This is a genomic window from Amycolatopsis sp. NPDC033938 (assembly GCF_055575975.1).
This window is the reverse complement of record NZ_JBVIRO010000027.1, coordinates 43,696-64,693: the sequence shown is the minus strand read 5'-3', so window position 1 is coordinate 64,693 and position 20,998 is coordinate 43,696. Positions and strand designations below refer to the sequence as shown.

The 20,998-nt window shown below is 70.2% G+C and carries 12 protein-coding genes; 8 read left to right on the top strand and 4 right to left on the bottom strand.

Annotated elements, in window-relative coordinates:
- Window positions 1-15: 15 nt before the first annotated feature.
- Together ACZ5ZX_RS38640 and ACZ5ZX_RS38635 are read right to left on the bottom strand one after the other, a co-directional pair.
- Window positions 16-981 (bottom strand): aldo/keto reductase, encoded by a 966-nt coding sequence (locus tag ACZ5ZX_RS38640; protein WP_465506950.1) that lies wholly within the window; start codon window positions 979-981, stop codon window positions 16-18.
- Between the two features lie 2 nt (window positions 982-983).
- A complete protein-coding gene (locus ACZ5ZX_RS38635) occupies window positions 984-1,784 on the bottom strand; it encodes an SDR family oxidoreductase (protein WP_465506949.1) in 801 nt (266 codons plus the stop codon).
- Between the two features lie 302 nt (window positions 1,785-2,086).
- On the opposite strand from ACZ5ZX_RS38635, the gene ACZ5ZX_RS38630 reads away from it, so the two are divergent.
- The 5 genes from ACZ5ZX_RS38630 to ACZ5ZX_RS38610 are packed head-to-tail and all read left to right on the top strand — an operon-like array spanning window position 2,087 to window position 14,703.
- Window positions 2,087-8,407 carry an SDR family oxidoreductase gene (locus ACZ5ZX_RS38630; protein ID WP_465506948.1) on the top strand — a complete coding sequence of 2,107 codons (6,321 nt, stop codon included), beginning with the start codon at window positions 2,087-2,089 and terminating at the stop codon, window positions 8,405-8,407.
- Window positions 8,408-8,415: 8 nt separating this feature from the next.
- Window positions 8,416-12,471 (top strand): beta-ketoacyl synthase N-terminal-like domain-containing protein, encoded by a 4,056-nt coding sequence (locus tag ACZ5ZX_RS38625; RefSeq protein ID WP_465506947.1) that lies wholly within the window; start codon window positions 8,416-8,418, stop codon window positions 12,469-12,471.
- 15 nt (window positions 12,472-12,486) lie between these two features.
- Window positions 12,487-12,786 (top strand): phosphopantetheine-binding protein, encoded by a 300-nt coding sequence (locus ACZ5ZX_RS38620; protein ID WP_465506946.1) that lies wholly within the window; start codon window positions 12,487-12,489, stop codon window positions 12,784-12,786.
- A 4-nt stretch (window positions 12,787-12,790) separates the two neighbouring features.
- On the top strand, window positions 12,791-13,576 hold the full coding sequence (locus tag ACZ5ZX_RS38615; protein ID WP_465506945.1) for an alpha/beta fold hydrolase: 786 nt from the start codon (window positions 12,791-12,793) through the stop codon (window positions 13,574-13,576).
- Entirely contained in the window at window positions 13,573-14,703 is a 1,131-nt protein-coding gene (locus ACZ5ZX_RS38610) for a glycosyltransferase (RefSeq protein WP_465506944.1), read from the top strand. Before ACZ5ZX_RS38615 ends, ACZ5ZX_RS38610 begins: the two co-directional genes overlap by 4 nt.
- Window positions 14,704-15,466: 763 nt before the next feature.
- On the opposite strand, the gene ACZ5ZX_RS38605 is transcribed toward ACZ5ZX_RS38610, so the two are convergent.
- Both ACZ5ZX_RS38605 and ACZ5ZX_RS38600 read right to left on the bottom strand, forming a co-directional pair.
- Window positions 15,467-16,318 (bottom strand): ABC transporter permease, encoded by an 852-nt coding sequence (locus ACZ5ZX_RS38605; protein ID WP_465506943.1) that lies wholly within the window; start codon window positions 16,316-16,318, stop codon window positions 15,467-15,469.
- Entirely contained in the window at window positions 16,315-17,259 is a 945-nt protein-coding gene (locus ACZ5ZX_RS38600; protein ID WP_465506942.1) for an ATP-binding cassette domain-containing protein, read from the bottom strand. Before ACZ5ZX_RS38600 ends, ACZ5ZX_RS38605 begins: the two co-directional genes overlap by 4 nt.
- Before the next feature lie 356 nt (window positions 17,260-17,615).
- On the opposite strand from ACZ5ZX_RS38600, the gene ACZ5ZX_RS38595 reads away from it, so the two are divergent.
- The 3 genes from ACZ5ZX_RS38595 (at window position 17,616) to ACZ5ZX_RS38585 (ending at window position 20,996) form a co-directional block, all read left to right on the top strand.
- Complete coding sequence (locus ACZ5ZX_RS38595; protein WP_465506941.1) at window positions 17,616-19,211, top strand: DUF6801 domain-containing protein; 1,596 nt, start codon at window positions 17,616-17,618, stop codon at window positions 19,209-19,211.
- Window positions 19,212-19,413: 202 nt separating this feature from the next.
- On the top strand, window positions 19,414-20,190 hold the full coding sequence (locus ACZ5ZX_RS38590; protein ID WP_465506940.1) for a hypothetical protein: 777 nt from the start codon (window positions 19,414-19,416) through the stop codon (window positions 20,188-20,190).
- A 2-nt stretch (window positions 20,191-20,192) separates the two neighbouring features.
- The gene (locus tag ACZ5ZX_RS38585) at window positions 20,193-20,996 is read left to right on the top strand and encodes an MlaE family ABC transporter permease (protein ID WP_465506939.1); all 804 of its coding nucleotides are present in this window, start codon (window positions 20,193-20,195) and stop codon (window positions 20,994-20,996) included.
- The last annotated feature ends 2 nt before the right edge of the window (window positions 20,997-20,998 follow it).

Genomic DNA, 20,998 nt, shown 5'->3' with positions numbered 1-20,998 from the left:
CGCGACCCGGCTGGCCTACCTGGTCGCGGGTGGTGACCAGGTCAGCCGCGGATCCGTCTGCACGAAGCTCCCCAGCAGCTGATCGATCTGGGTCAGCACGTCCAGTTCCAGCACCACTCCGGACGCCTTCGCGTTCTCGGTCACCTGCGCGGCACTGCTCGCCCCGGTCACCACCGAGGCGACGGTGTTGTGCTGCAACGTCCACGCGATCGCCAGTTGTGCCATGGTCAGCCCGGCCTCGTCGGCGACACCGCGCAGCATGCCGACGCGGTCGATCAGGTCCGGCAGAAGCAGCGGCCGGGCCTCAGGCGACTTCGCGGCCCGTGAGTCCGGCGGGATCTCGCCGGGCCGGTATTTGCCGGTCAGCACGCCCTGTGCGAGCGGGACCGACGCGAACTGGCCGATGCCCGCGCGTTCGCACACCGGCATCACCTGTGCCTCGGCGACCCGCCAGAGCATCGAGTAGTGCGGCTGGTTGGCGATGAGCGGGACGCCGAGCCGGTCGGCGATGGGCTTGGCCTCCAGTAACTGTTCGGCCGTCCATTCCGCGGTGCCCGCGTAGAGGATCTTGCCCTGCCGCACCAGATCCGACAGCGCGAGGAACGTCTCCTCCAGTGGGGTGCGGTAGTCGAACCGCAGCAACTGGTAGACGTCGATGTAGTCGGTGCTCAGCCGCCGGAGTGAACCGTGCAGCGATCTGGTCAGGTGTTTGCGGCTGAGGCCGGCGTCGTTCACGCCAGGGCCCTCCGGCCAGAACACGCCGGTGCACAGGACGAGATCGTCGCGGCGGGCGGGGGCCAGTGCGGCGGCGAGGTTCTCTTCGGCGGCGCCGCCGTCCCAGGCCGCGGCGGTGTGGAACGTCGTGACGCCCGCGTCCAGCGCGGCCTCGACGCACTCCGCGCCGTCGGGATGGGTGAGCCAGTTGCCGTAGGAGAGCTCACTGACGGACAGCCCGCTCGCGCCGAGCCTGCGGTAGTCCATGGTCACCTCTTCAGCGCGCCGGTTTCGAGGATGGTGCGGTCGATCCATTCGTCGAGACCCGCGGCCTTGCGCGCGTAGGTCTCCCGCACCGATTCATGCGGCAGGATCAGGAATTCCTCCGACGCCAGACCATGCACGACGGACTCCGCGACGTCCTCCGGTTCCAGCAGCGGCGCCGCGGCGGCGATCGCCAGCGCGGCGGGATGACCGGCGGCGATCCCCGGCTCCAGCAACGCGGTCCGCACCCCGAGCGGGCACAGCGCGCTGACCCGCACGCCACGCGGCCGGTAGGTGATGGCCAGCCATTCGGCGAGGCCCACGGCCGCGTGTTTGGTCACCGAGTACGGCGCGTCGCCGGGGGTGCCGAGCAGACCCGCTCCCGAAGCCGTGATCAGCAGGTATCCCTGACCCCGGCTCAGCATCGCGGGCAGCGCGACCTGTGCCGCGTGCACATGCTGCATGACGTTGATCGCCCACGACCGGGACCACTGCTCGTCGGCGGCGTGCACGCCCGTCCCGAACGCGGCGCCGGCGTTGGAGCAGAACAGGTCCACCGGACCGAACGCCGTGCGCGCTTCGTTCACCAGCATCTTCAAGTCCTCTTTGGACGCCGCGTCGGCATGACGGGCGATCGCGGCACCGCCCGAGGCGGTGATCCCGGCGACGACCTTCTCGGCCGCGTCGAGGTCGAGGTCGGAGACCACCACTCCGGCGGCGCCTTCGGCGGCGAACCGCCGGGCCATGGCGGCGCCGATACCGTGTGCCGCGCCGGTCAGCACGACGACTCGTCCTGTCACTTCCACATGCGCTCCATGGTTATTCGTTCTGCTGGCGATGACAATTCTTCTGTTTTGTAATGCCGGTGAGCAATGCGGCGCCGAAACCTGGAGTCGAGGTGATAAAAGTGCAGGTCAGCGGCCTGCTGTGACCATGTCGACTTATTTGTTTCCGGCGCCGGACTTTAGCATGCGATCCCTTGTTTTTCGACTTCTCTTAGGAGAGTATTGCGCTCTCTGCGGCAAGTAGGTTATTTCTTGGGAATCCCGCTGAAGATCGCCGAACCCGGCGAGGTTCGACCCAGCCAAGCCGAACAGGAGGTCCGCCGGTGAGTCATGCGACGGCGCGCACGCGGGTACTCGGCGTCAACCCGCTCGGTCGGCCGGATCCGGGGCTGGCGGCCGCCGTCGCCAGGGGTGGCGGGCTCGGCATCCTGGACCTCGGCCCGACCGGGTCCATAGTGGACAGAGGCTTTCCGTTCGGGGTCCGGATCCCGGCGGGCCGCCGCGTGCGGCCGGAAGAGGTGCGGGAAAGCGGCGCGGGGCTCGTCCTGCTCGCCGAAGGGGCGGTTTGGCAGGGCCGGGCCGAGGTTCCCGTACTGGCCGAGGTGACCGGCGTCGAGCAGGCCGTCCGGATGCTCGACGCCGGCGCCTCCGGTCTGGTCGCCAAGGGCGCCGAGGCCGGCGGCTCGGATCTCACCACGTTCGTCCTGCTGCAGCGCCTGCTGGAGCGGTTCGGCGAAAACGTCCCGGTATGGGCGTTCGGCGGCATCGGAGCGCGGACGGCGGTGGCCGCGATCGCCGGTGGCGCGGCCGGGGTGGTGCTCGATGGACTCGGCCTGTTCCCGGAGGCCGACGTGCCCGCGGCGGCCCGGATCGAACTGGCCAGGGCCGACGACGGGCTCGCGACACTGTTCGCGAACCGGTTCGAGGACGCGGAAAGCGCTGTCCGCTCGGTCGTGCGTTCGCTCGCCGTGCCACCCTCGGCGAACCCCGCGGAGCAGGGCGCCCGACTCTGCCGGACGCTGGGGACTCGCCTCCCGGTCGTGCAGGGGCCGATGACGCGGGTGAGCGACCAGCCCGGTTTCGCCGCCGCCGTCGCCGCCCATGACGGGTTCCCGTTCGTCGCGGTGGCGACCGCGAACGGCGCCAAGACCACCGAACTGCTCGGCCGCACCGCCGAGGCGCTCGGTGAACGGCCGTGGGGAGCGGGCATCCTCGGCTTCGTCCCGGAGGCCCTGCGCACCGAACAGCTCGCCGCGATCCGGGCCGCGCGCCCGCGCTGCGTGCTGATCGCGGGCGGGAAACCCGCGCAGGCCAAGGCCTTGGAAGCCGAGGGGATCGCGACCTTCCTCCACGTGCCGTCGCCGATCCTGCTGAAGCAGTTCCTCGACGCGGGGGTCCGCAGGTTCGTTTTCGAGGGCGCCGAATGCGGCGGGCATGTCGGCCCGCGGTCGAGTTTCGTGCTGTGGGAGCAGCAGCTGGACGTCCTGCGCGAACACGGCGCCGACGACGTCGAAGTGCTGTTCGCGGGCGGGATCCACGACGCCAGGTCCGCCGCCATGGTCGCCGCGATGGCGGAACCCTTGAAAGACGGCGTCGGCGTCCTGATGGGCACCGCGTACCTGTTCACCGAGGAAGCCGTCACGCACGGCGCCATCACCGGGGTCTTCCAGGACCGGGTGCTCGACGCCGCGTCCACGGTCACCCTGGAGACCGCGCCCGGACATCTCACCCGCTGCCTGCCCAGCCCGTACACCGAGGAGTTCGCCGCGCTGAAGGCCGGGCTCCGCGCGGACGGCGTCCCGCCGCAGGAGGCATGGCAACGGCTTGAGGAGCTGAACACCGGACGGCTGCGGATCGCGAGCAAGGGGATCCGGCGTGAAGGCGATGCGCTGGTCGATGTCGACACCCTCGGTCAGCTCGCCGAGGGGATGTACATGGCGGGCCAGGTCACGGTCCTGCGGGAACAACGCACCGACATCGCCGCCCTCCACCGTGAAGTCACCGAAGGCGCGGCGGAACTGCTCGCCACCGGCACACCCGTCGAGGAGTCCGTTGTGGACGGTGACGTCGCCATCGTCGGCATGGCGTGTGTGTTCCCCGGCGCGCCCGATCTCCCGGCGTTCTGGTCCACCATCCTGCGCGGCGCGGACGCCGTCACCGAGGTGCCGGATCAGCGCTGGGACAAGGAGGTCTACGCTGGTCAGTCGACGTCGAAGTGGGGCGGCTTCCTGCCGCCGGTGGACTTCGACCCGCTTTCCTACGGCATCCCCCCGACGTCGATGGGCAGCATCGACCCGGCGCAGCTGGTGTCCCTGCGGACGGCGCGGCGCGCCCTCGAAGACGCGGGCTACGGCGACGGCGGTTTCGACCGCGAGCGCACCAGCGTCATCTTCGGCGCCGAAGCCGGGGGAGACCTGGCGAACGCCGGAGTCCTGCGCGCGCTGTTGCCGAGCTATCTCGAAGAGGTCCCGGAGGAACTGCTCACGCAGTTGCCGGAGCTGACCGAAGACTCGTTCCCCGGCACGCTCGCCAATGTCATCTCCGGCCGGATCGCCAACCGGCTCGACCTCGGCGGCACCAACTACACCGTGGACGCCGCGTGCGGATCTTCGCTGGCGGCGCTGGACCTCGCGGTGAAGGAACTGCGGGCGGGCACCAGCGAGATGGTCCTGTGCGGCGCGGTCGACCTGCACAACGGCATCAACGACTACCTCATGTTCACCTCGGCGGGCGCGTTGTCGCCGACGGGACGCTGCCGTCCGTTCGACGCGGCGGCAGACGGGATCGCACTCGGCGAGGGCGTCGCTTGCCTCGTGCTCAAGCGGCGGGCCGACGCCGAACGCGACGGCGACCGGGTCTACGCCGTGGTCAAGGGCGTCGGCGCGGCCAGCGACGGGAAGGCCCTCGGCCTCACCGCGCCCCGTCCCGAGGGGCAGCGCCGGGCGCTGGAACGGGCATACCGCGACGCCGGGGTCTCTCCGGCCGACGTTTCGCTGGTGGAGGCGCACGGCACCGGGACGGTCGTCGGCGACGCCACCGAACTGACCACGCTCACCGAGTTCTTCCTCGACGCCGGTGCCGGACCGGGCGCGTGCGCGCTGGGTTCGGTGAAGAGCCAGATCGGGCACACGAAATGCGCCGCGGGGCTGGCGGGACTGATGAAGGCGGCGCTGGCGCTGTGGCACGAGATCGTGCCGCCCACCCTGCATCTGAGCAGGCCGAACCCCGCCTGGGACGCCAAGAGCAGTCCCTTCACCTTCTCCACCGGCGCCCGGCCGTCGCCGGTTCCGCGCGGCCGCGAGTTCGCCGGAGTGAGCGCGTTCGGATTCGGTGGGACCAATTTCCACGCGGTGCTGGCGGCCCCGGGCGTCCCGCCCGACCGGCGGCACGGGCCGCGAGACTGGGACGCGGAACTGGTCCTGCTCCGGGGATCCGATGTGGACGATGCCAGGGCCGCGCTGCGCGACCTGCTGGCGGCGAACGAAGGTCGTCCTCTGCGGGAGATCGCCGCGCTCGCCGCCGAGCGAAACGACTCCGGGCCGGTGCGGCTCGCGGTCGTCGCGAGCGACCTCGCGGACCTGCGGGAGGCCGCCGAGGGCAGGGGCGGGCTCACCGCCGACGGCACCGAATCCGGCGCGGTCGCGTTCCTGTTCCCCGGACAGGGCAGCCAGCGGACCGGCATGCTGGCGGAGCTGTTCGTGCACTTCCCCGAGCTGGCCGACGTCCTGCGGCTCGCGCCCGACGTCGCCGCGACCACGTTCCCGCCTCGCGCGTTCGGCGAGGAGACCCGGGCGGCGCAGGACGAGGCGCTCAAGGACACGCGTGTCGCGCAGCCCGCGCTCGGGCTCGTCGAATCGGCCGTCTGCCGTCTGCTCGCCGACCTCGGCGTCCAGCCGGATCTGCTGGCCGGGCACAGCTACGGTGAGCTGGCCGCGTTGTCGGTCGCCGGTGCCTTCGACACCCCGACCCTGGTGGCGCTCAGCCGGGCAAGGGCCCGCTCGATCGCCGAAGTCGCCGGCGCCGATCCCGGGGCGATGGCCGCGGTGAAGGCGTCCCGTGAAGAACTGGCCACCGTCCTCGATCGGGCCGATGTCGTGCTGGCCAACCACAACGCTCCCGCGCAGACCGTCCTTTCCGGACCGACAGCGGCGGTCGAAGACGCGGTCCGCGAACTGCGGGAGCGTGGGATCGCGGCCAAACGGATTCCCGTCGCCTGTGCCTTCCACAGCCCGCTGGTGGCCGGGGCGAGTGACGTGTTCGCCGTCGACCTCGACAACGCCGAGATCGGCGACCCCGCCTCGCCGGTGTGGTCGAACCGCACCGCCGGACCGTACGCGCCCGGAAAGGTGCGTACCGAACTGGCCGCCCAGATCGGGGCGCCGGTGCGGTTCGTCGAGCTGATCGAGGACATGTACGCCGCGGGTGCGCGCACGTTCGTCGAGGCCGGCCCTGGACAGGTGCTTTCCCGGCTCGTCAAGGAGATCCTCGGCGACCGGCCGCATACCGTGGTCGCGTGTGATCCCGGCGGCCCCGGTCTGCGCGGGTTCCTCACCGCGCTCGCCCGGCTGGCGCTCACCGGCGTCGATGTCCGCACCGAGCGGCTCTTCCGCGGCCGCGTCCGCGTCGGACCGCTTCCCACGCCCGCTTGGACCGTGGACGGCCAGACCGTCCGCGCGCCCGGCGGCGAGGTCCCCGCCCATGGGCTCGTGCCCGCCCGACGAATCCCGAGGACGACCATGAACCAGCCCGCGCCCGGTCGTGACCAGGCCGTCGTCGAATTCCTCCGCACCAGCCGCGAGATGCTGGCGGCGCAACGGGACGTGATGCTGGGGTACCTCGGCACCGCGCCGCTTCCCGCGACGCCGGTGTCGGCTCCGGTCGCTCCGGTCCTGCTCCCGCCGGTCGAAGCACCGGTCGTGGCCGCGCCCGCGGAGGAGCCGGAGCCCCTCGCCGAGGCCGCTGTCACGGACGTCCTCGCCACCGTGATCGGCGCGATCAGTGAACGCACCGGCTATCCGGCCGAGATGATCGACGCCGATCTCGACCTCGAAGCGGATCTTTCCATCGACTCCATCAAACGCACCGAAATCGCGGGCTCGCTGCTGGCGAAGCTCGGCCTCTCCGGACGGGTGCACGACGACGCCCAGGACCAGCTCAGCCGCGACCGGACGGCGAGCGCGCTGGCCGCGCGGCTGCGGAAGTGGCTCGAACCTTCGGCGCCGGTCACCGTGCCCCCGGCACCCGCCGAGTCCCCGGTGGGCCGCGCGCCCGGCCGGTACCTGCTGAGCAGGGTGCCCGCCCCGCTCGGCGCACCCGATCTCACCAAGGTCGTCGGCAAGACGATCGCGGTGAGCTTCGAACCCGGACAGGAGGAGCTGGCCGAATCGGTCCGCGCGGTGTTCACCGAGGCCGGCGCGACGGCGGGGGAGCGGGACGCCGCCGACGTCGTCATCGTGCTGAACCCGTTGTCGGACGCCGAGGAACCGGTCGCGCAGGTATTCGGGCTGCTCAAGGAAGCCAGCGGCGCGGTGGTCGTGGTGGCCCGCCCGGGGGCGGGGCACACCGCCGGACTGCGCGGCCTGGTCCGCGCCGCGGCGAGGGAACGCACCGAGCCGACCAGACTGGTCGAACTGGAGTCCACAGTGGACCTCGCGCGGATAGTGCTGGAGGAGGTGATCGCCGAGGGCCCGGCCGCCGTGCGGTACGACACCGCCGGTCGCGCCGCTTTCGAACCGTCGGCGGGTTCCCTCGGCTCGATCGCCTACGCGGGCGCGGGCCCGGACGGCGGGGAGACCAAGGCACTCGGGCTCGGCGCTGACTCGGTGCTGCTCATGATCGGCGGCGCTCGCGGGATCACCGCGCGGGCGGCGGTCGCGCTGGCGGCCAGCGGCTGCCGGATCGAATTGGCCGGGCGCACGCCGTGGCCCGCGGAACCCGGTGACGAGGACCTGCCAGGTGACGCGCAGGGAATGCGTTCGGCATTGGCCGCGCGTGGCGGCTCGGTGGCCGACATCGAACGCCGGGTGCGCACCTTGCTGGCCCAGCGCGAGATCGCCAGGACACTCGACCAGATCGGCGCGGCCGGTGCTACCGCGGCCTACCGATCGCTGGACGTCCGTGACGCCACCGCCGTCCGGCAGGTGGTCAAGGATCTGCACACGCGCTACGGCCGCATCGACGGCGTCGTCCACGCGGCCGGGGTGATCGACGACAAGCTCATGGCGGACAAGGACGAGCACTCCTTCCGCACGGTCTACGGGACCAAAGTGGACGGTGCGCGCGCGTTGCTCGACGCACTGGAGCACTTCGGCGTGCGGCCCGGATTCGTCACGTTCTTCGGCAGTATCGCCGCGGTTCTCGGCAACCGCGGTCAGACCGACTACGCGGCGGCCAACGACGCGCTGGAGACCCTCGGCGAGCAGTGGGCGGAGCGCACCGGCTGCCGGGCGCTGACCGTCCACTGGGGACCGTGGGCTCCCTCGGACGACCACGCGGGCATGGTGTCGCCGGAACTCGCGCGTGAATACGAACGCCGGGAGGTCGCGTTGATCGATCCGGACGAAGGCACCGCCGCGCTCCTGCGCGAGCTGGCCTACGGCCCGGCCGACGTCCGGTCAGTGCTGTACACGGCGTCACTGTGGTGAATCAAGCCGTGGTGAACCAGGAGCCGGTCGCGATCGTCGGGATGGGCGTCTTCCTCCCCGGCGCGTCCACTGTGGACGAGTACTGGCAGAACATCGTTTCCGGGACCGACGCGATCACCGAGATCCCGCCGCACCGCTGGGATCCGAGTTTTCACGCTCGTGACGGCCGCACGCCCGACCGCACCTACGGGCGACGCGGCGGGTTCGTCGCGGACAGCCTCGAATTCGACGCGACGTCGCTCGGTATCGCGCCCAGTTCGCTCGCCGGGATGGAGCCCGACCAGCTGGTCGCGCTGGCCGTCGCCGCTTCCGCCGTCGACGACGCCGGTGGTCTGCGGCGGCTGGGTGACCTCGAACGCGTTGGCGTGATCCTCGGCAGGGGCGGCTACCTCTCGCCCGGCCTGCAGCGGTTCGACCAGCGGGTACGGTCGGTCCGGCAGATCACCGGCGCGGTGCGGGAACTCCTTCCGTCGACGAGTCCGGAGATGCTCGACAGGCTCCGTGACGCGTTGCTGGAACCGCTCGGTGAGTTCCGTCCCGACACCGCGATCGGGCTGGTGCCGAACCTCGCCGCGTCGCGGGTGGCCAACCGGCTGGACTTCGGCGGCCCCGCGTACACGGTGGACGCCGCCTGCGCCTCGTCGCTGCTGGCCGTGGACCAGGCGATCGGCGAACTCGCCCGGCGCCGGTGCGACGTCGTGCTGGCCGGCGGGGTGCACCACTGCCACGACGACACGCTCTGGTCGATGTTCACCCAGCTCGGCGCGCTGTCCCCGAGTCAGCGGATCAGCCCGTTCTCTCGCGACGCGGACGGCCTGCTGATCGGTGAGGGCACCGCGATCGTCGTGCTGAAACGGTTCTACGACGCGCGCCGCGACGGCGACCGGGTCTACGCGGTGCTGCGTGGTTCCGGCACGTCGAGCGACGGCAAAGCCGCGAGCCTGCTCAGCCCGGCCGTCGCGGGCCAGATCCTGGCGTTGCGCCGGGCGTGGGCCTCGGCGGGTCTCGATCCCACCGCGCCCGGCGCGCTCGGGCTGCTGGAGGCGCACGGTACCGCGACTCCGGCCGGGGACGCGGCCGAACTGGCCACCCTCGCCGAGGTGTTCGGCCCGCCGGAGGGACCCCGCGCCGCGATCGGGGCGGTCAAGGCGATGATCGGGCACACCATGCCGACCGCCGGGGCCGCCGGGCTGGTCAAGGCCGCGCTCGCGCTGCACCACGCCGTCCTGCCGCCGACCTTGAACTGCGCCGATCCGAGCCCGCTGCTGGACAAGACCCGGTTCCGCACCTTGACCAGGGCAGAGCGGTGGTTCACCGGCGACGTGCCACGCCGGGCGGCGGTCAACGCCTTCGGTTTCGGCGGCGTCAACGCACACGTGGTGCTGGAGGAGGCCGACCCGGCACCCGCGCGGCCGCGCCGGGCGAAAGTGACCGAGGAGCCCGAGCGGGTCCTGCTGCTCGCGGCGTCCACCCCGGCCGAACTGCGTGCCCTGCTCGACCGGCCGGATCCGCGATCCGGAGGCGAGGGCCCTTGCCGCGTCGGGATCGTCGGACCCACCGAAAAGCGGCTGGAAGTCGCGCGGAAGGTGCTCGCGAAGGTCGCGGCCGAGGGCAAGTCCTGGCACGGACCCAACGACATCTGGTGCACCACCGCACCGTTGCTGGAACAGGACGGCGCGAAGACCGTGTTCGTCTACCCGGGGCTGGAGGCCGACGCGGAACCACGGTGCGCCGACGTCGCCCGGCATTTCGGCCTGGAGCGACCGGAGTGGTCGACGACGAGTGTGCTGGCCCGCGCGTCGAGTGTTTCGCAGGTCGGGTTGTTGCTGGACACCGCGTTGCGGCGGCTCGCCATCAGCCCGGACGCGCTCGCCGGGCACAGTGTCGGCGAGTGGACCGCGATGCAGGCAGCCGGGATGTACCCCGTCCAGTCCACAAAGGACATGCTGAACCGGTACTGGCCGCACGGTTTCACCCTGCCCGACGCCGAATTCCTGGTACTCGGCTGTTCCGCGGACCGGGCGGCCGCCCTGCTCGGAGCCGAGCCGGAACTGATGATCTCGCACGAGAACGCGCCGCGGCAGACGATCGTCTGCGGCGATCCGGCTGCCGCGGACCGGCTCGCCAAACTGTGCACGCAGCACGGCGTCGTGGCCAGGACACTGCCCTTCCGATCCGGGTTCCACACCCCGCTGATGCGGTCCCGGCTCGGACCGTTCACCCGCCTCGCGGCGGAACTGGACCTGAAGGCGCCGCGGGTCCCGGTCTGGTCGGCGACGACCGCGCGGCCCTATCCCGCGGATCCGGTGGAGGTCCGTGAGCTGTACCTGGCCCATCTGGTGCGCAAGGTCCGGTTCCGTGAGCTCGTCGACGCGCTTTATGCCGACGGCGCCCGCGTGTTCGTGCAGGCGGGCGCCGGTCAGGTCGGCTCGTTCGTGTCGGACACGCTGGGAGAACGCCCGCATCTGGTCGTCGCGGCGTCGTCCGGCACCCGGCCGGGCCTCGCCCAGCTGCGCCGGGTCGCCACCGCGGTCTGGGTGGAGGGTGGACGGCCCGCGTTCGACGTGCTGGAGCCACGCCGGACCCGGATCGACACCGCGGGCAAGTTGCTCTCGGTCGCCGACGACGTCAAGGGCATGTTCGAAGGCGCCGGTGAGGTCCCCGAGCCGGCCGACGGTGTGCCGGAGGCGATCGTCGCGGAGTTCACCGCGCTGCTCGCCGAGACCAGGCAGGCGGCGGCGAGCGTCGTCAACGCGGCGAGGCGGCGGGAAGAGCGGGGCACCGTACAGTCCACTGTGGACGTATCGGTGGCCACGATGCCGTATCTGGTGGACCACCGGTTCTTCCGTCAGCGCGACGGATGGCCGGAGGAGGCGGACTTCCGGCCGACCGTTCCCGCGACGACGCTGGTCGACATGGCTTGCCGGGCGGCTGAACGGGCCTGGCCGGGAACGATCGCGACCGGTGTGAGCAACGCGGCCTTCTCGCGCTGGCTGATCGCAGCCCCGGCACGGCGCGTGCCGTTGTCGATGACGCGTGAGGGCGACCGGATCAGCGTCCAAATCGGACCGCACGCCAGTATGGACGTCCACCTCGCGGAGCGGTATCCCACGGCGCCCCGGCCGTCTCCCTTGCCGGGTCCGGAAACCGCGCCTCCGCTGAGCGCCGCCGAGATCTACTCGCGCCGCGAAATGTTCCACGGTCCCTCCTATCAAGGCCTCGTCCGGCTGATCGGGCTCGGGGAACGGCATATCCGCGGCGACCTCGTCGTGCCGTCGGCGCCCGGTGCGCTGCTGGACAACGTCGGCCAGCTGCTGGGCTGCTGGCTGATGGCCACGAAGGCGGACGCGCTGCTGGCGTTCCCGACGTCGATGGGCCGGATCACCTGGTACGGACCCGAACCGGCGCCGGGCACCTCGCTGCGGTGCGTGGTCCGGGTGCGGCTGCCGAGGCCGGAGGTGCTGGAGATGGACGCCGAACTGGTGTCCGGTGGCACCGTGCTGGCGCGGATCGAGCAGTGGCGGGACATCCGTTTCCCGTGTGACCGGCCCGCTCACCGGGTCTACGCCTTCCCGGACCGGCACCGGCTTTCCGAGGACCACCACGGCGCCTGGACGCTCGTGACCGATCGGTGGCCGAGCCCAGCCGCACGCGACATCTACGCCGGCATCTACCTCGGTGCGGAGGAACGCGCCGAGTTCGCCGCCTGCGCGCCCCGACGGCAGCGTGGCTGGCTGCTGGAACGGATCGCGATCAAGGACGCGGTCCGCGCGCGGCTCGCCGAGGACGGTGTCGAAGGGGTTTACCCGGCGGAGATCCGCGTGAGCGCGGACGGGACCACGGTGACCGGACAGCACGGCAGGACGTTGCCGGAGTTCGCCGTGGCCGTCGCTCTCGCGAAGTCCGGGGACCTCGCGGTCGCCCTCGTGCGGGAAGCGTCGGGGCCGCCGCCCCGGATCGCGGTCCGTGCCGAGGGCGAGCTGACCGGGCTGGGCGAGGAGATCGGCACCGGGGTGGAGTTCGCTGGGATACCGGGGCACGTGGTGGCCTGGAACCGCGGGTAAGAACAGGAGCAGAGCATGACGATCGAACAGCAGAGCCCGGTTTCCGTCTTCGGCACCGTGGCCGAATTGCTGAAGGAACTGGTCGGGGACACCGACGTCCTCGGCATCGAGATCACCCCGGAGACCACCTTCCACGAGGATCTCCAGCTGGAGAGCATCGACCTGGTGACGTTCGCGAGCATCCTCGCCGAGTTCTTCGGCGCGGACGTCAACCTCGCGGAGTTCCTGGCGGAGAAGGATCTCGACGACGTGATCGGACTGCGGGTCGGCGACATCGCGGACTACGTGGCCGCCCGCCTCGGCGAACGGGGCTGACGCGGTGCCGACGATGACCGTCAACGGTCTGCGCACGAACGTGCACCTCGTCCCCGGCGGGGGCACGGAGACCGTGGTGTTCCTGCACGGCATGGGCACCGACAGCCTGGCGAGCTTCTACCTGACGCTGGCCCCGCCGGTCGCCGCCGCCGGGGTGGACGTGGTCAGCTACGACCTGCGCGGCCACGGCAAGACCGAACGTCCCGAGCGCGGGTACACGATCGCGGATTTCATCGCCGACCTCGACGATCTGCTGTCGCAGCTCGACCTCGATCGGCCGGTTCACTTGGTGGGCAACAGTTTCGGCGGCACACTGGCCTACAGCTACGCGGTGGCGAAACCGGATCGGGTGCGCAGCATCGTGTGCATCGAGTCGGAGCCCGCGACCGAGCTGTGGGCGGGAAAGATGGCGCAGATCCTCGAGCACACGGTGCGATTCCTCAAGGTCGAGGAGAGTTTCGACTGGATCGAGGCCAACTACAGCGCCCATCACCGGCGGCTGGCCAGGATGGCGGCCGAGCGGATCATGTCCACGACGATGGCCGAGGAGGTCCCGCTCGGCCCGTTGCTGACCATGGACCAGGTGGCGGCGATCGACTGCCCCGTACTGTCCATTTTGGGCAGTCACGGCTATCAGGCCGACGATCTCACCGCGCTGACCTCCTTGTTGCCCCGAGGCGAGCTGCACGTGTTCGAGGGCCAGGGGCATTCGGTGCTCGTCGAGCAGCACCGGGAGGTGCGAGAGCTGCTGCTGAACTGGATCGCCCGGCACGGGAGGCCGCACGGATGAGCCGGTTCCTGCTGGTCGTCCCGCCACTGACCGGGCATGTGGCGCCGCTGCGCGCGGTGGCGGCCGAACTCCTGCGCCGCGGCCACGAGGTCGCCTGGTGCGGTCCGGAACCCACGACGTCCGAGCTGAGCCGGGCGGGCCGGGTGTACGCGGCCGGGGACGCGCTGGAGTTCGCCGTCGAACGTCGTCCCGAGGGTCTGCGTGGCTTCGCGGCGCTGAAGTTCCTGTGGGAGCAGTACCTGGTCCCGCTCGCCGACGCGATGGTCCCCGGCGTCGAGAAGGCGGTGGCCGATTTCCGGCCCGACGTCGTGATCGCCGATCAGCAGGCCTTCGCGGGCGCCCTGGTGGCGAGCCGCCGTGCCGTGCCGTGGGTGACCTCGGCGTCGACGTCGACCGAACTCGGCGATCCGCTGCGTGCCCTGCCGAAGGTCGCCGCCTGGGTCGACGGGTTGCAGGACGGCCTCCGGACGCGGCACCGGGTGTCGTGTGGTGACCTGCGTTTTTCACCGGACCTCGTACTCGCGTTCACCACCGTGACGCTGACGGGACCGATCGCCGAGGCGGACACGGTCCGCTTCGTCGGCCCGGCGCTGGCTCCCGCGCCTCCGGTGGGCTTCTCGTGGGACCGGCTCGACGGCCGTCCGCTCGTCCTCGCCACCCTCGGCACCGCCAACGCCGCCCTCGGCCGCCGCTTCCTGTCCGAATGCGTCGGCGCCCTCGCCGCGATGCCCGAGGTCCAAGGCCTGGTCGTCGATCCCACCGGTGAACTGTTCAGCGACGAAGTGCTGCTGGCCAAGCGGATCCCGCAGGCGGAGGTGGTGCGGAAGGCGGCGGCGGTGATCTGCCACGGCGGGCACAACACCGTCAGCGAAAGTCTCGCGTCCGGGCTGCCGCTGGTGATCGCGCCGATCCGGGACGATCAGTCGATGCTGGCCCAGCAGGTCGAGGCCGTCGGGGCGGGGTTGCGCCTGCGCTTCGACCGCGTGAAGGCGCCGGACATCCGCCGCACGATCGACGAAGTGCTGACCGAGCCCGCCTACGCCGCGGCGGCCGCGCGGGTGCGGGCTTCGTTCGCGGCGGCCGGGGGAGTGGTGACCGCGGTGGACCACCTGGAGTCGGTGCTTTAGGCGCTTTCGGTGCCGCTGGTCCGAGGTGGTCGTGAGCCCCGTACCGGCGACGCGACGGTTGAGGGTGAGGGCTAACGCTTTTCGCCGCCAGTCCAGGCCCACGTCGTGAAGGCCTCCTTCCCTACCTTGAGCGTCAGGGTCCTGGCAAAGTCGAGGTAGAGCTTGATCAACGGAGAGCCGAGGTAGGGCAGGCCTGATTCTGGACACCGCGGGGCTACAGGTGAGGTTTCGCAGGAATGGCGTGAGTGGCGATTCGGGTGAGGGCCACTGGTGTCTTAGGTACCTACCCTCGGGCGACACGCGTGATCCGACGGAGGGCACGCGTGAGTGAACGGAGAGCACACGTGTCGAAACCTGCCGCTCCCGCGTGTCATCCATCCAGTCACACGTGTCCTCCGTCTGATCACACGCGCCATCCATCCAGCCACGCGAAACCACCCACTCGGCCCGGGTCGTGAGTGGCGATTCGGGCTAGAACACGAAACGCCACTCACGACCCCCTCGCGAAACCGTGCAAGATGCCCAAATCGGGCATTTTTGTCTCGGAAAGTGTCCCTTATGGACAGTCCGGACCCGGGTGAGGCCCCTTGCGTGGGCCCGCTCCCGCCGTGTCCACCACGACGCGTTCGTCTTGTCCCGCTCTAGAGGTGCAGCCGACCAGCACTTATGCGACTCTTCCGGAACCCTGACCTTGAGAGTGGGGAAGGAGGCCTTCACGGACTTCCTCACTTGAAGCCTGCGGTGACCCACTGGACCGACGACGTCACCGCGGCGGAGTCTCCCGAGGTGACCGGAAGGTCCGTGCCGCGATCCAGCCGCCTGCCAGTGCCGCCACCGCGGCGATCCCGAGTGACACCGGGATCGACCAGCCCGACGGACGTCCCAGCGCGAGCGCCCTCGTCGCGTCGATCGCGTAGGTGAGCGGGTTGATCGCGGATACCACGCGCAGCCAGGTGGGCATGGTGTCGAGCGGCATGTAGGCGCTGGAGGAGAACATCAGCGGGAACATGACCACAAAGGACGCCATCTGCAGGGTTTCGGCTTTGCGCAGCCAGGTGGTGATGGCGACGAAGATCCAGCTGAGGCACCAGCCGACCACCAGGGTGAGCAGAAGTGCCGCGGTGATCCCGAAAACGCCGCCGGTGGGCCGGAAACCGAGCAGTACCACACTCGCGAGCGCGGTCACGAGCAACTGCACCGCGAGCCGGGCCGAGTCGGAGATCGTGCGGGCCACCAGCACCGAAGACAGGGTGATGGGCAGGCAGCGAAGACGTCCGGTGAAACCGCTGTAGATCTCCGCGAGCAGACCTGCGCCTGAACTCATCGCCGTCGTCATCGCGATGTTCACCAGCGTGGCAGGGACCAAGAAGTTCACGTAGCCCTGATAAGCCGCGACACCGGGCAGCGTGCTGACGCCGTTGAAGACCTGGCTGAACAGCAGAAGCAGCACGATCGGTTGCAGCAGACCGAAGAACACCAGCCGCCGGTCGCCGAACGCGGTCCTCAGGGAACGTCCGGCGAGGACGCGGACCTGGGTGGCGAAGGTGCTGGGCGGCCAAGTGGCCGGATCGCTCAGGATCAATGGCGAGGACGCGCGGTGCCGTGCCTCGGTCATGACGGGACCGCCGGATTCCGGTGCAGGGAAAGGTAGACGTCGTCGAGTGTCGGTTCGGCGACGGTGAGGTCCTTCATCGGCGCGCCCGCCGCGTCGAGCGCGCGGACCAGCACGGTGATGTCGGCGGGGCCGGACAGGGCGACGCTCACGACCAGCCCGGACGCGGAAGGCGTGCAGCGCATGCCGAGCCTGTGCAGCGCGGACAATGCCCGGCGGGCGGCGAGATCGGTGCCGAAGGTCAGGGTCGCGGTCCGGTCGCCGAGGCGGGCCTTAAGCTCGGACGGCCGACCGGAAACCGTGACATGGCCCAGTCCCAGCACGACGACGTGATCGGCCAACCGGTCGGCCTCCTCGAGATACTGCGTGGTGAGCACGACGGTGGTGCCCCTGGCGGCGAGGCGTTCGACGCCGTCCCAAAGACCCGCCCGGCTGAGCGGATCGAGGCCGGTGGTCGGTTCGTCGAGGAAGAGGACTTCAGGGGAGCCGACGAGTCCCGCCGCCAGATCGAGCCGGCGGCGCATCCCACCGGAGTACGTCCGCGCGGGACGGTCGGCTGCGTCGTCGAGGCCGAACATGGCGAGCAGTTCGGCCGCCCGCGCCCTGGCTTGACGCCGGTTCGCGCCCAGCAGCCTGGCGACGAGTTCGAGATTGCCGCGACCGGACAGCGCGTCGTCGACGGCGGCGAACTGGCCGGTGACGCCGATCCGCCGCCGGACGTGATGCCCGGCGCGGACGACGTCGAAACCGCACACCTTGGCGCTGCCGCCGCTCGGTTCGACGCGGGTGCTGAGAATGTCGATCAGCGTCGTCTTCCCGGCACCGTTGTGGCCGAGCACGGCGAGTACGGTGCCCCTGCCCACGCGAAGGCTGACACCGGCGAGGGCCGTCACCTCACCGTACCGCTTGGCGAGGCCGGTCACCTCGATGGCAGCCTGCTCCATCGCCACTCCCTGGGGTCACGTCCGCCGAACCTACCGAGATATCCGGCACGGCCGCAATGAACGGGCGCGGACTCCGGACGCGCGTGACAATTCCGGTCCCGGTGCCTCGCAGGCGCGTCACAAGAATTGACGCGTGACAATTCTCGGCTGCCGCCTGATGACCCGGGTGACAAAAACGGGATCCGGCGGGTCGCGATGCCAGTCCATTCGGGTCCCGGCCTGACCGGAGTGACAAAGAAAGGGTTCCGCATACGGGTTTCTTGCCGGTGACGAAGCGCACAGGTAATTTACCGCTTCCGTGACGTGGCTGTTTCAGTCGTGTCACGCAATTTCTCCGATTCCCGGGAGTGACCGTTGTGAAGTTCCCACTGAAGTCGAAAAGATCCGTGCAAGCCTTGGCCGCCGGTACGGTGGCCGCCGTCGCGGCCACCCTGGGCGTCGTCGGCGCCGGCTTGAGCGAGGCGGCGCCCGCGTCGCTGACGCTGAAGTACACCTGCCCGTTCCCGTTGATCGGCGACCAGACCCTGGTCGTGAAGATCGACACCGTCCTGCCGGACGACGCCGTGGCCGGGAAGACGTCCACTCCGATCACGTTCGACGTCGACGTCACCGTTCCGGCGGACGCGACCGCGGGACTCGCCCTCGTTGGTGCCACCACCGTCGAGGGCAGCGCCAAGGCCGCCGCGGTGCTGAAATATCCGGTCGACAAGACGCTGAACCTCGGCCTGCCGCTGACCATCCCGGTCACACCGGTGCCGGCGTCCGGCGATTTCCATGTCAAGACGAGCGGTAAGGCCCCCGCGGTCACGTTCCCCAGCCCTGGCACCGCTTCGGTCACGGTCGGGAACTTCAGTACCACCATGACCCCGAAGAACGCGCAGGGACAGCCGACCGACCTCGGCACGTTCACCTCGGACTGCGTCGTCCAGCCGGGACAGAACCAGCAGCTGGGGACGTTCGAGATCAAGCCCGCCGGCGGTGGCACGACGACGCCGACCACACCGACGACGCCCACCACCGAGCCGACGCCGACCACTCAGCCGACGCCGACGACGGAGCCGACGCCGACCACTGAGCCGACGCCGACTTCGACGACGCAGCCGACGCCGACCAGCCAGCCGACGTCCACGACGGAGCCGACCCCGACTACCGAGCCGACGCCGACTTCGACCACCCAGCCGACGACTCAGCCGACCTCGACGACGGAACCGACTCCGACCACGCAGCCGACCCCGACGACTCAGCCCACGCCGACTTCGACCACGCAGCCGACCTCGACGACGGAACCCACTCCGACCACTGAGCCGACGCCGACTTCGACAACCCAGCCGACGCCGACCACCCAGCCGACCTCGACGACGGAACCGACTCCGACCACGCAACCGACCCCGACGACGCAGCCGACGAGCCCGACCACCGTGCCGACCACGACCCAGCCGCCGGGCGACACGCAGATCACCTACGGCGTCAAGGGCAAGACGACCATCGCGGGCCTGAACGCCAAACTGCCGCTGGGGCCCGGTGAGTTCACCGCGAAGCTGAACGCCCAGTCGGGCAAGTTCACCGGACAGCTGTCGCTGCCGCCTTCCTCGGTGCAGTTCCGCTTTCTCGGGTTCTTCCCGGCCTCGGCGACGGTGAAGATCAACCAGGTCGGCGACCTGACGGGGACCGTCAACGCCGGAGCGGTCAAGGCCGCCGCGAAGGCCGAAGTCAAACTGCTCACGGTGCGGTTGTTCGGATTCCCGATCATGGCGAGCTCGACGTGCAAGACGGCCCAGCCCGCTGACATCCCGTTGGTTTCCGCGCACGGCTTCAACCCGATGAGGGGCGGCAAGCTGACGGCGGAGTACAAGCTGCCGCTGTTCCGCGGCTGCGGTCTGCTCTCCCCGATGATCAGCGCCATGGTTTCGGGCGACGGGAACAGCCTGGAGGTGAACCTCACCAAGAAGTGAGCCCACCGGCCTCGTGAGTGGTAATGCCGGTTGGAACCGTCATTACCACTCACGAGGCCAAACCCAAAACAGTTACCCCCTTGACAAATCCGGCCCCTTTTTCCGGGTGCCGCCTGCCATTGCTTGTTTCCCTGATCTTCCGCCAGTAGCGTGCTGCACAAGTTGGCCGCTCGGCCGGAATAACAGAAGTGAGGAAGCCCGAATGTCAGTGCTGACCGGGCGCGTTCTGCGCGCCTTCCTGCTCCCGGCGGTGCTGGGGCTGGGGGCGCTTTCACTGGCTTCCGCCTCCGCCGACCCGGCGCGAACACAGCAACAGGCCGAGCCGGAACAGGCGCCGTCCGCCGCGCAGGCCGGGCTGAAGTTCGGTTTCTACGTCGGCGACGAGCAGCAGCCCACGACGAGCCACGTCGCGAAACTCGGTTCGGACATCACGTTCCCGCAGGGCCGGTTCGACGGCGCGCTGCTCGGCCTGTCCGGCAAGGTCCCGATCACGGGCAAGCTCGCGATCCCGGTGACGTCGAGCTATTTCGTCTCCTTCCGGTTCATGCCCGCCACCGGCACGGTCGAACTCGTCCCGGACGGCGACGCCACCGGCACCGTCGAGGTGCGGACCGGCGCCACGACCAACTGCAAGGCCGTCGGCACGAACCTGTGCGGTGATTCCGACGTCACGTCGAAGGTGTTCATCAAACTGTCCGACGTCAAAGTGGACGGCAAGGTCCTCGACGTCGGCCCGAACTGCCGGACGGCGCAGTCCGCCGTGGTGAACATCAAGGCACTCATGCCGCTCGGGTTTCCCGCCCCGCCGGTCAAGGCCACCAGCACCTTCGCCACCCCGGCGTTCACCGGCTGTGGCGTGCGCGAGGACCTGAGCCCGCTGCTCACCGGCCTGGTGTCCGGGCCGGGCAACACCCTGGTGACCAATCTCCGGCTGCGCTGTGTGGGTTCCGGGCCGCCGCCCAACGGATGCGGAGCCTGACGATGACCAATCCCGTCACCCTGCTCGCCCGCGCCCCGGAGAAGGCCGCCGCCGGGTTGCGCGAATTCGGCCGCATGTGCGCCATGGGCCTCGATGTCGTCCTCGCGATGTTCCGCCGTCCCGTGCAGGTGCGCGAGTTCATCCAGCAGTTCTGGTTCATCGCCAGTGTGTCGATCACGCCGGCGATCCTCGTGTCGATCCCGTTCGGCGCGGTCATCTCGCTGCAGCTCGGCTCGCTCACCAGCCAGATCGGCGCGCAGCAGTTCAACGGCGCCGCGAGCGTCCTCGCCGTGGTGCAGCAGGCCAGCCCGATCGTGACGACGCTGATCATCGCCGGTGCCGGCGGTTCGGCGATCTGCGCGGATCTCGGCGCCCGCTCCATCCGCGAGGAGATCGACGCGATGGAGGTGCTCGGCGTCTCGCCGATCCACCGGCTCATCGTCCCGCGGGTGCAGGCAGCCATCGGGGTTTCGGTCCTGCTCAACGGTCTGGTCAGTGTCGTCGGTGTGCTCGGCGGCTACTTCTTCAATGTCATCGTGCAGGGCGGGACACCGGGGGCGTACCTCGCCAGCTTCAACGCGCTGGCCCAGCTGCCCGACCTCGTCATCAGCTCGATCAAGGCGTTCATCTTCGGTTTCCTCGCTGGTGTCGTCGCGGCTTACCGGGGGCTGAACCCCAGAGGTGGCCCCAAAGGCGTCGGCGACGTCGTCAACCAGTCGGTGGTGATCACGTTCCTGCTCCTGTTCTTCGTCAACACCGTCCTGACCGCGCTGTACCTGCAGCTCGTCCCCGCGAAGGGAACCTGATC

Coding starts and splice junctions, on each gene's coding strand:
- ACZ5ZX_RS38585 (WP_465506939.1), top strand. CDS start 20,193: ATGACCAATCCCGTCACCCTGCTCGCCCGCGCCCCGGAGAAGGCCGCC.
- ACZ5ZX_RS38590 (WP_465506940.1), top strand. CDS start 19,414: ATGTCAGTGCTGACCGGGCGCGTTCTGCGCGCCTTCCTGCTCCCGGCG.
- ACZ5ZX_RS38620 (WP_465506946.1), top strand. CDS start 12,487: ATGACGATCGAACAGCAGAGCCCGGTTTCCGTCTTCGGCACCGTGGCC.
- ACZ5ZX_RS38640 (WP_465506950.1), bottom strand. CDS start 981: ATGGACTACCGCAGGCTCGGCGCGAGCGGGCTGTCCGTCAGTGAGCTC.
- ACZ5ZX_RS38600 (WP_465506942.1), bottom strand. CDS start 17,259: ATGGAGCAGGCTGCCATCGAGGTGACCGGCCTCGCCAAGCGGTACGGT.
- ACZ5ZX_RS38605 (WP_465506943.1), bottom strand. CDS start 16,318: ATGACCGAGGCACGGCACCGCGCGTCCTCGCCATTGATCCTGAGCGAT.
- ACZ5ZX_RS38610 (WP_465506944.1), top strand. CDS start 13,573: ATGAGCCGGTTCCTGCTGGTCGTCCCGCCACTGACCGGGCATGTGGCG.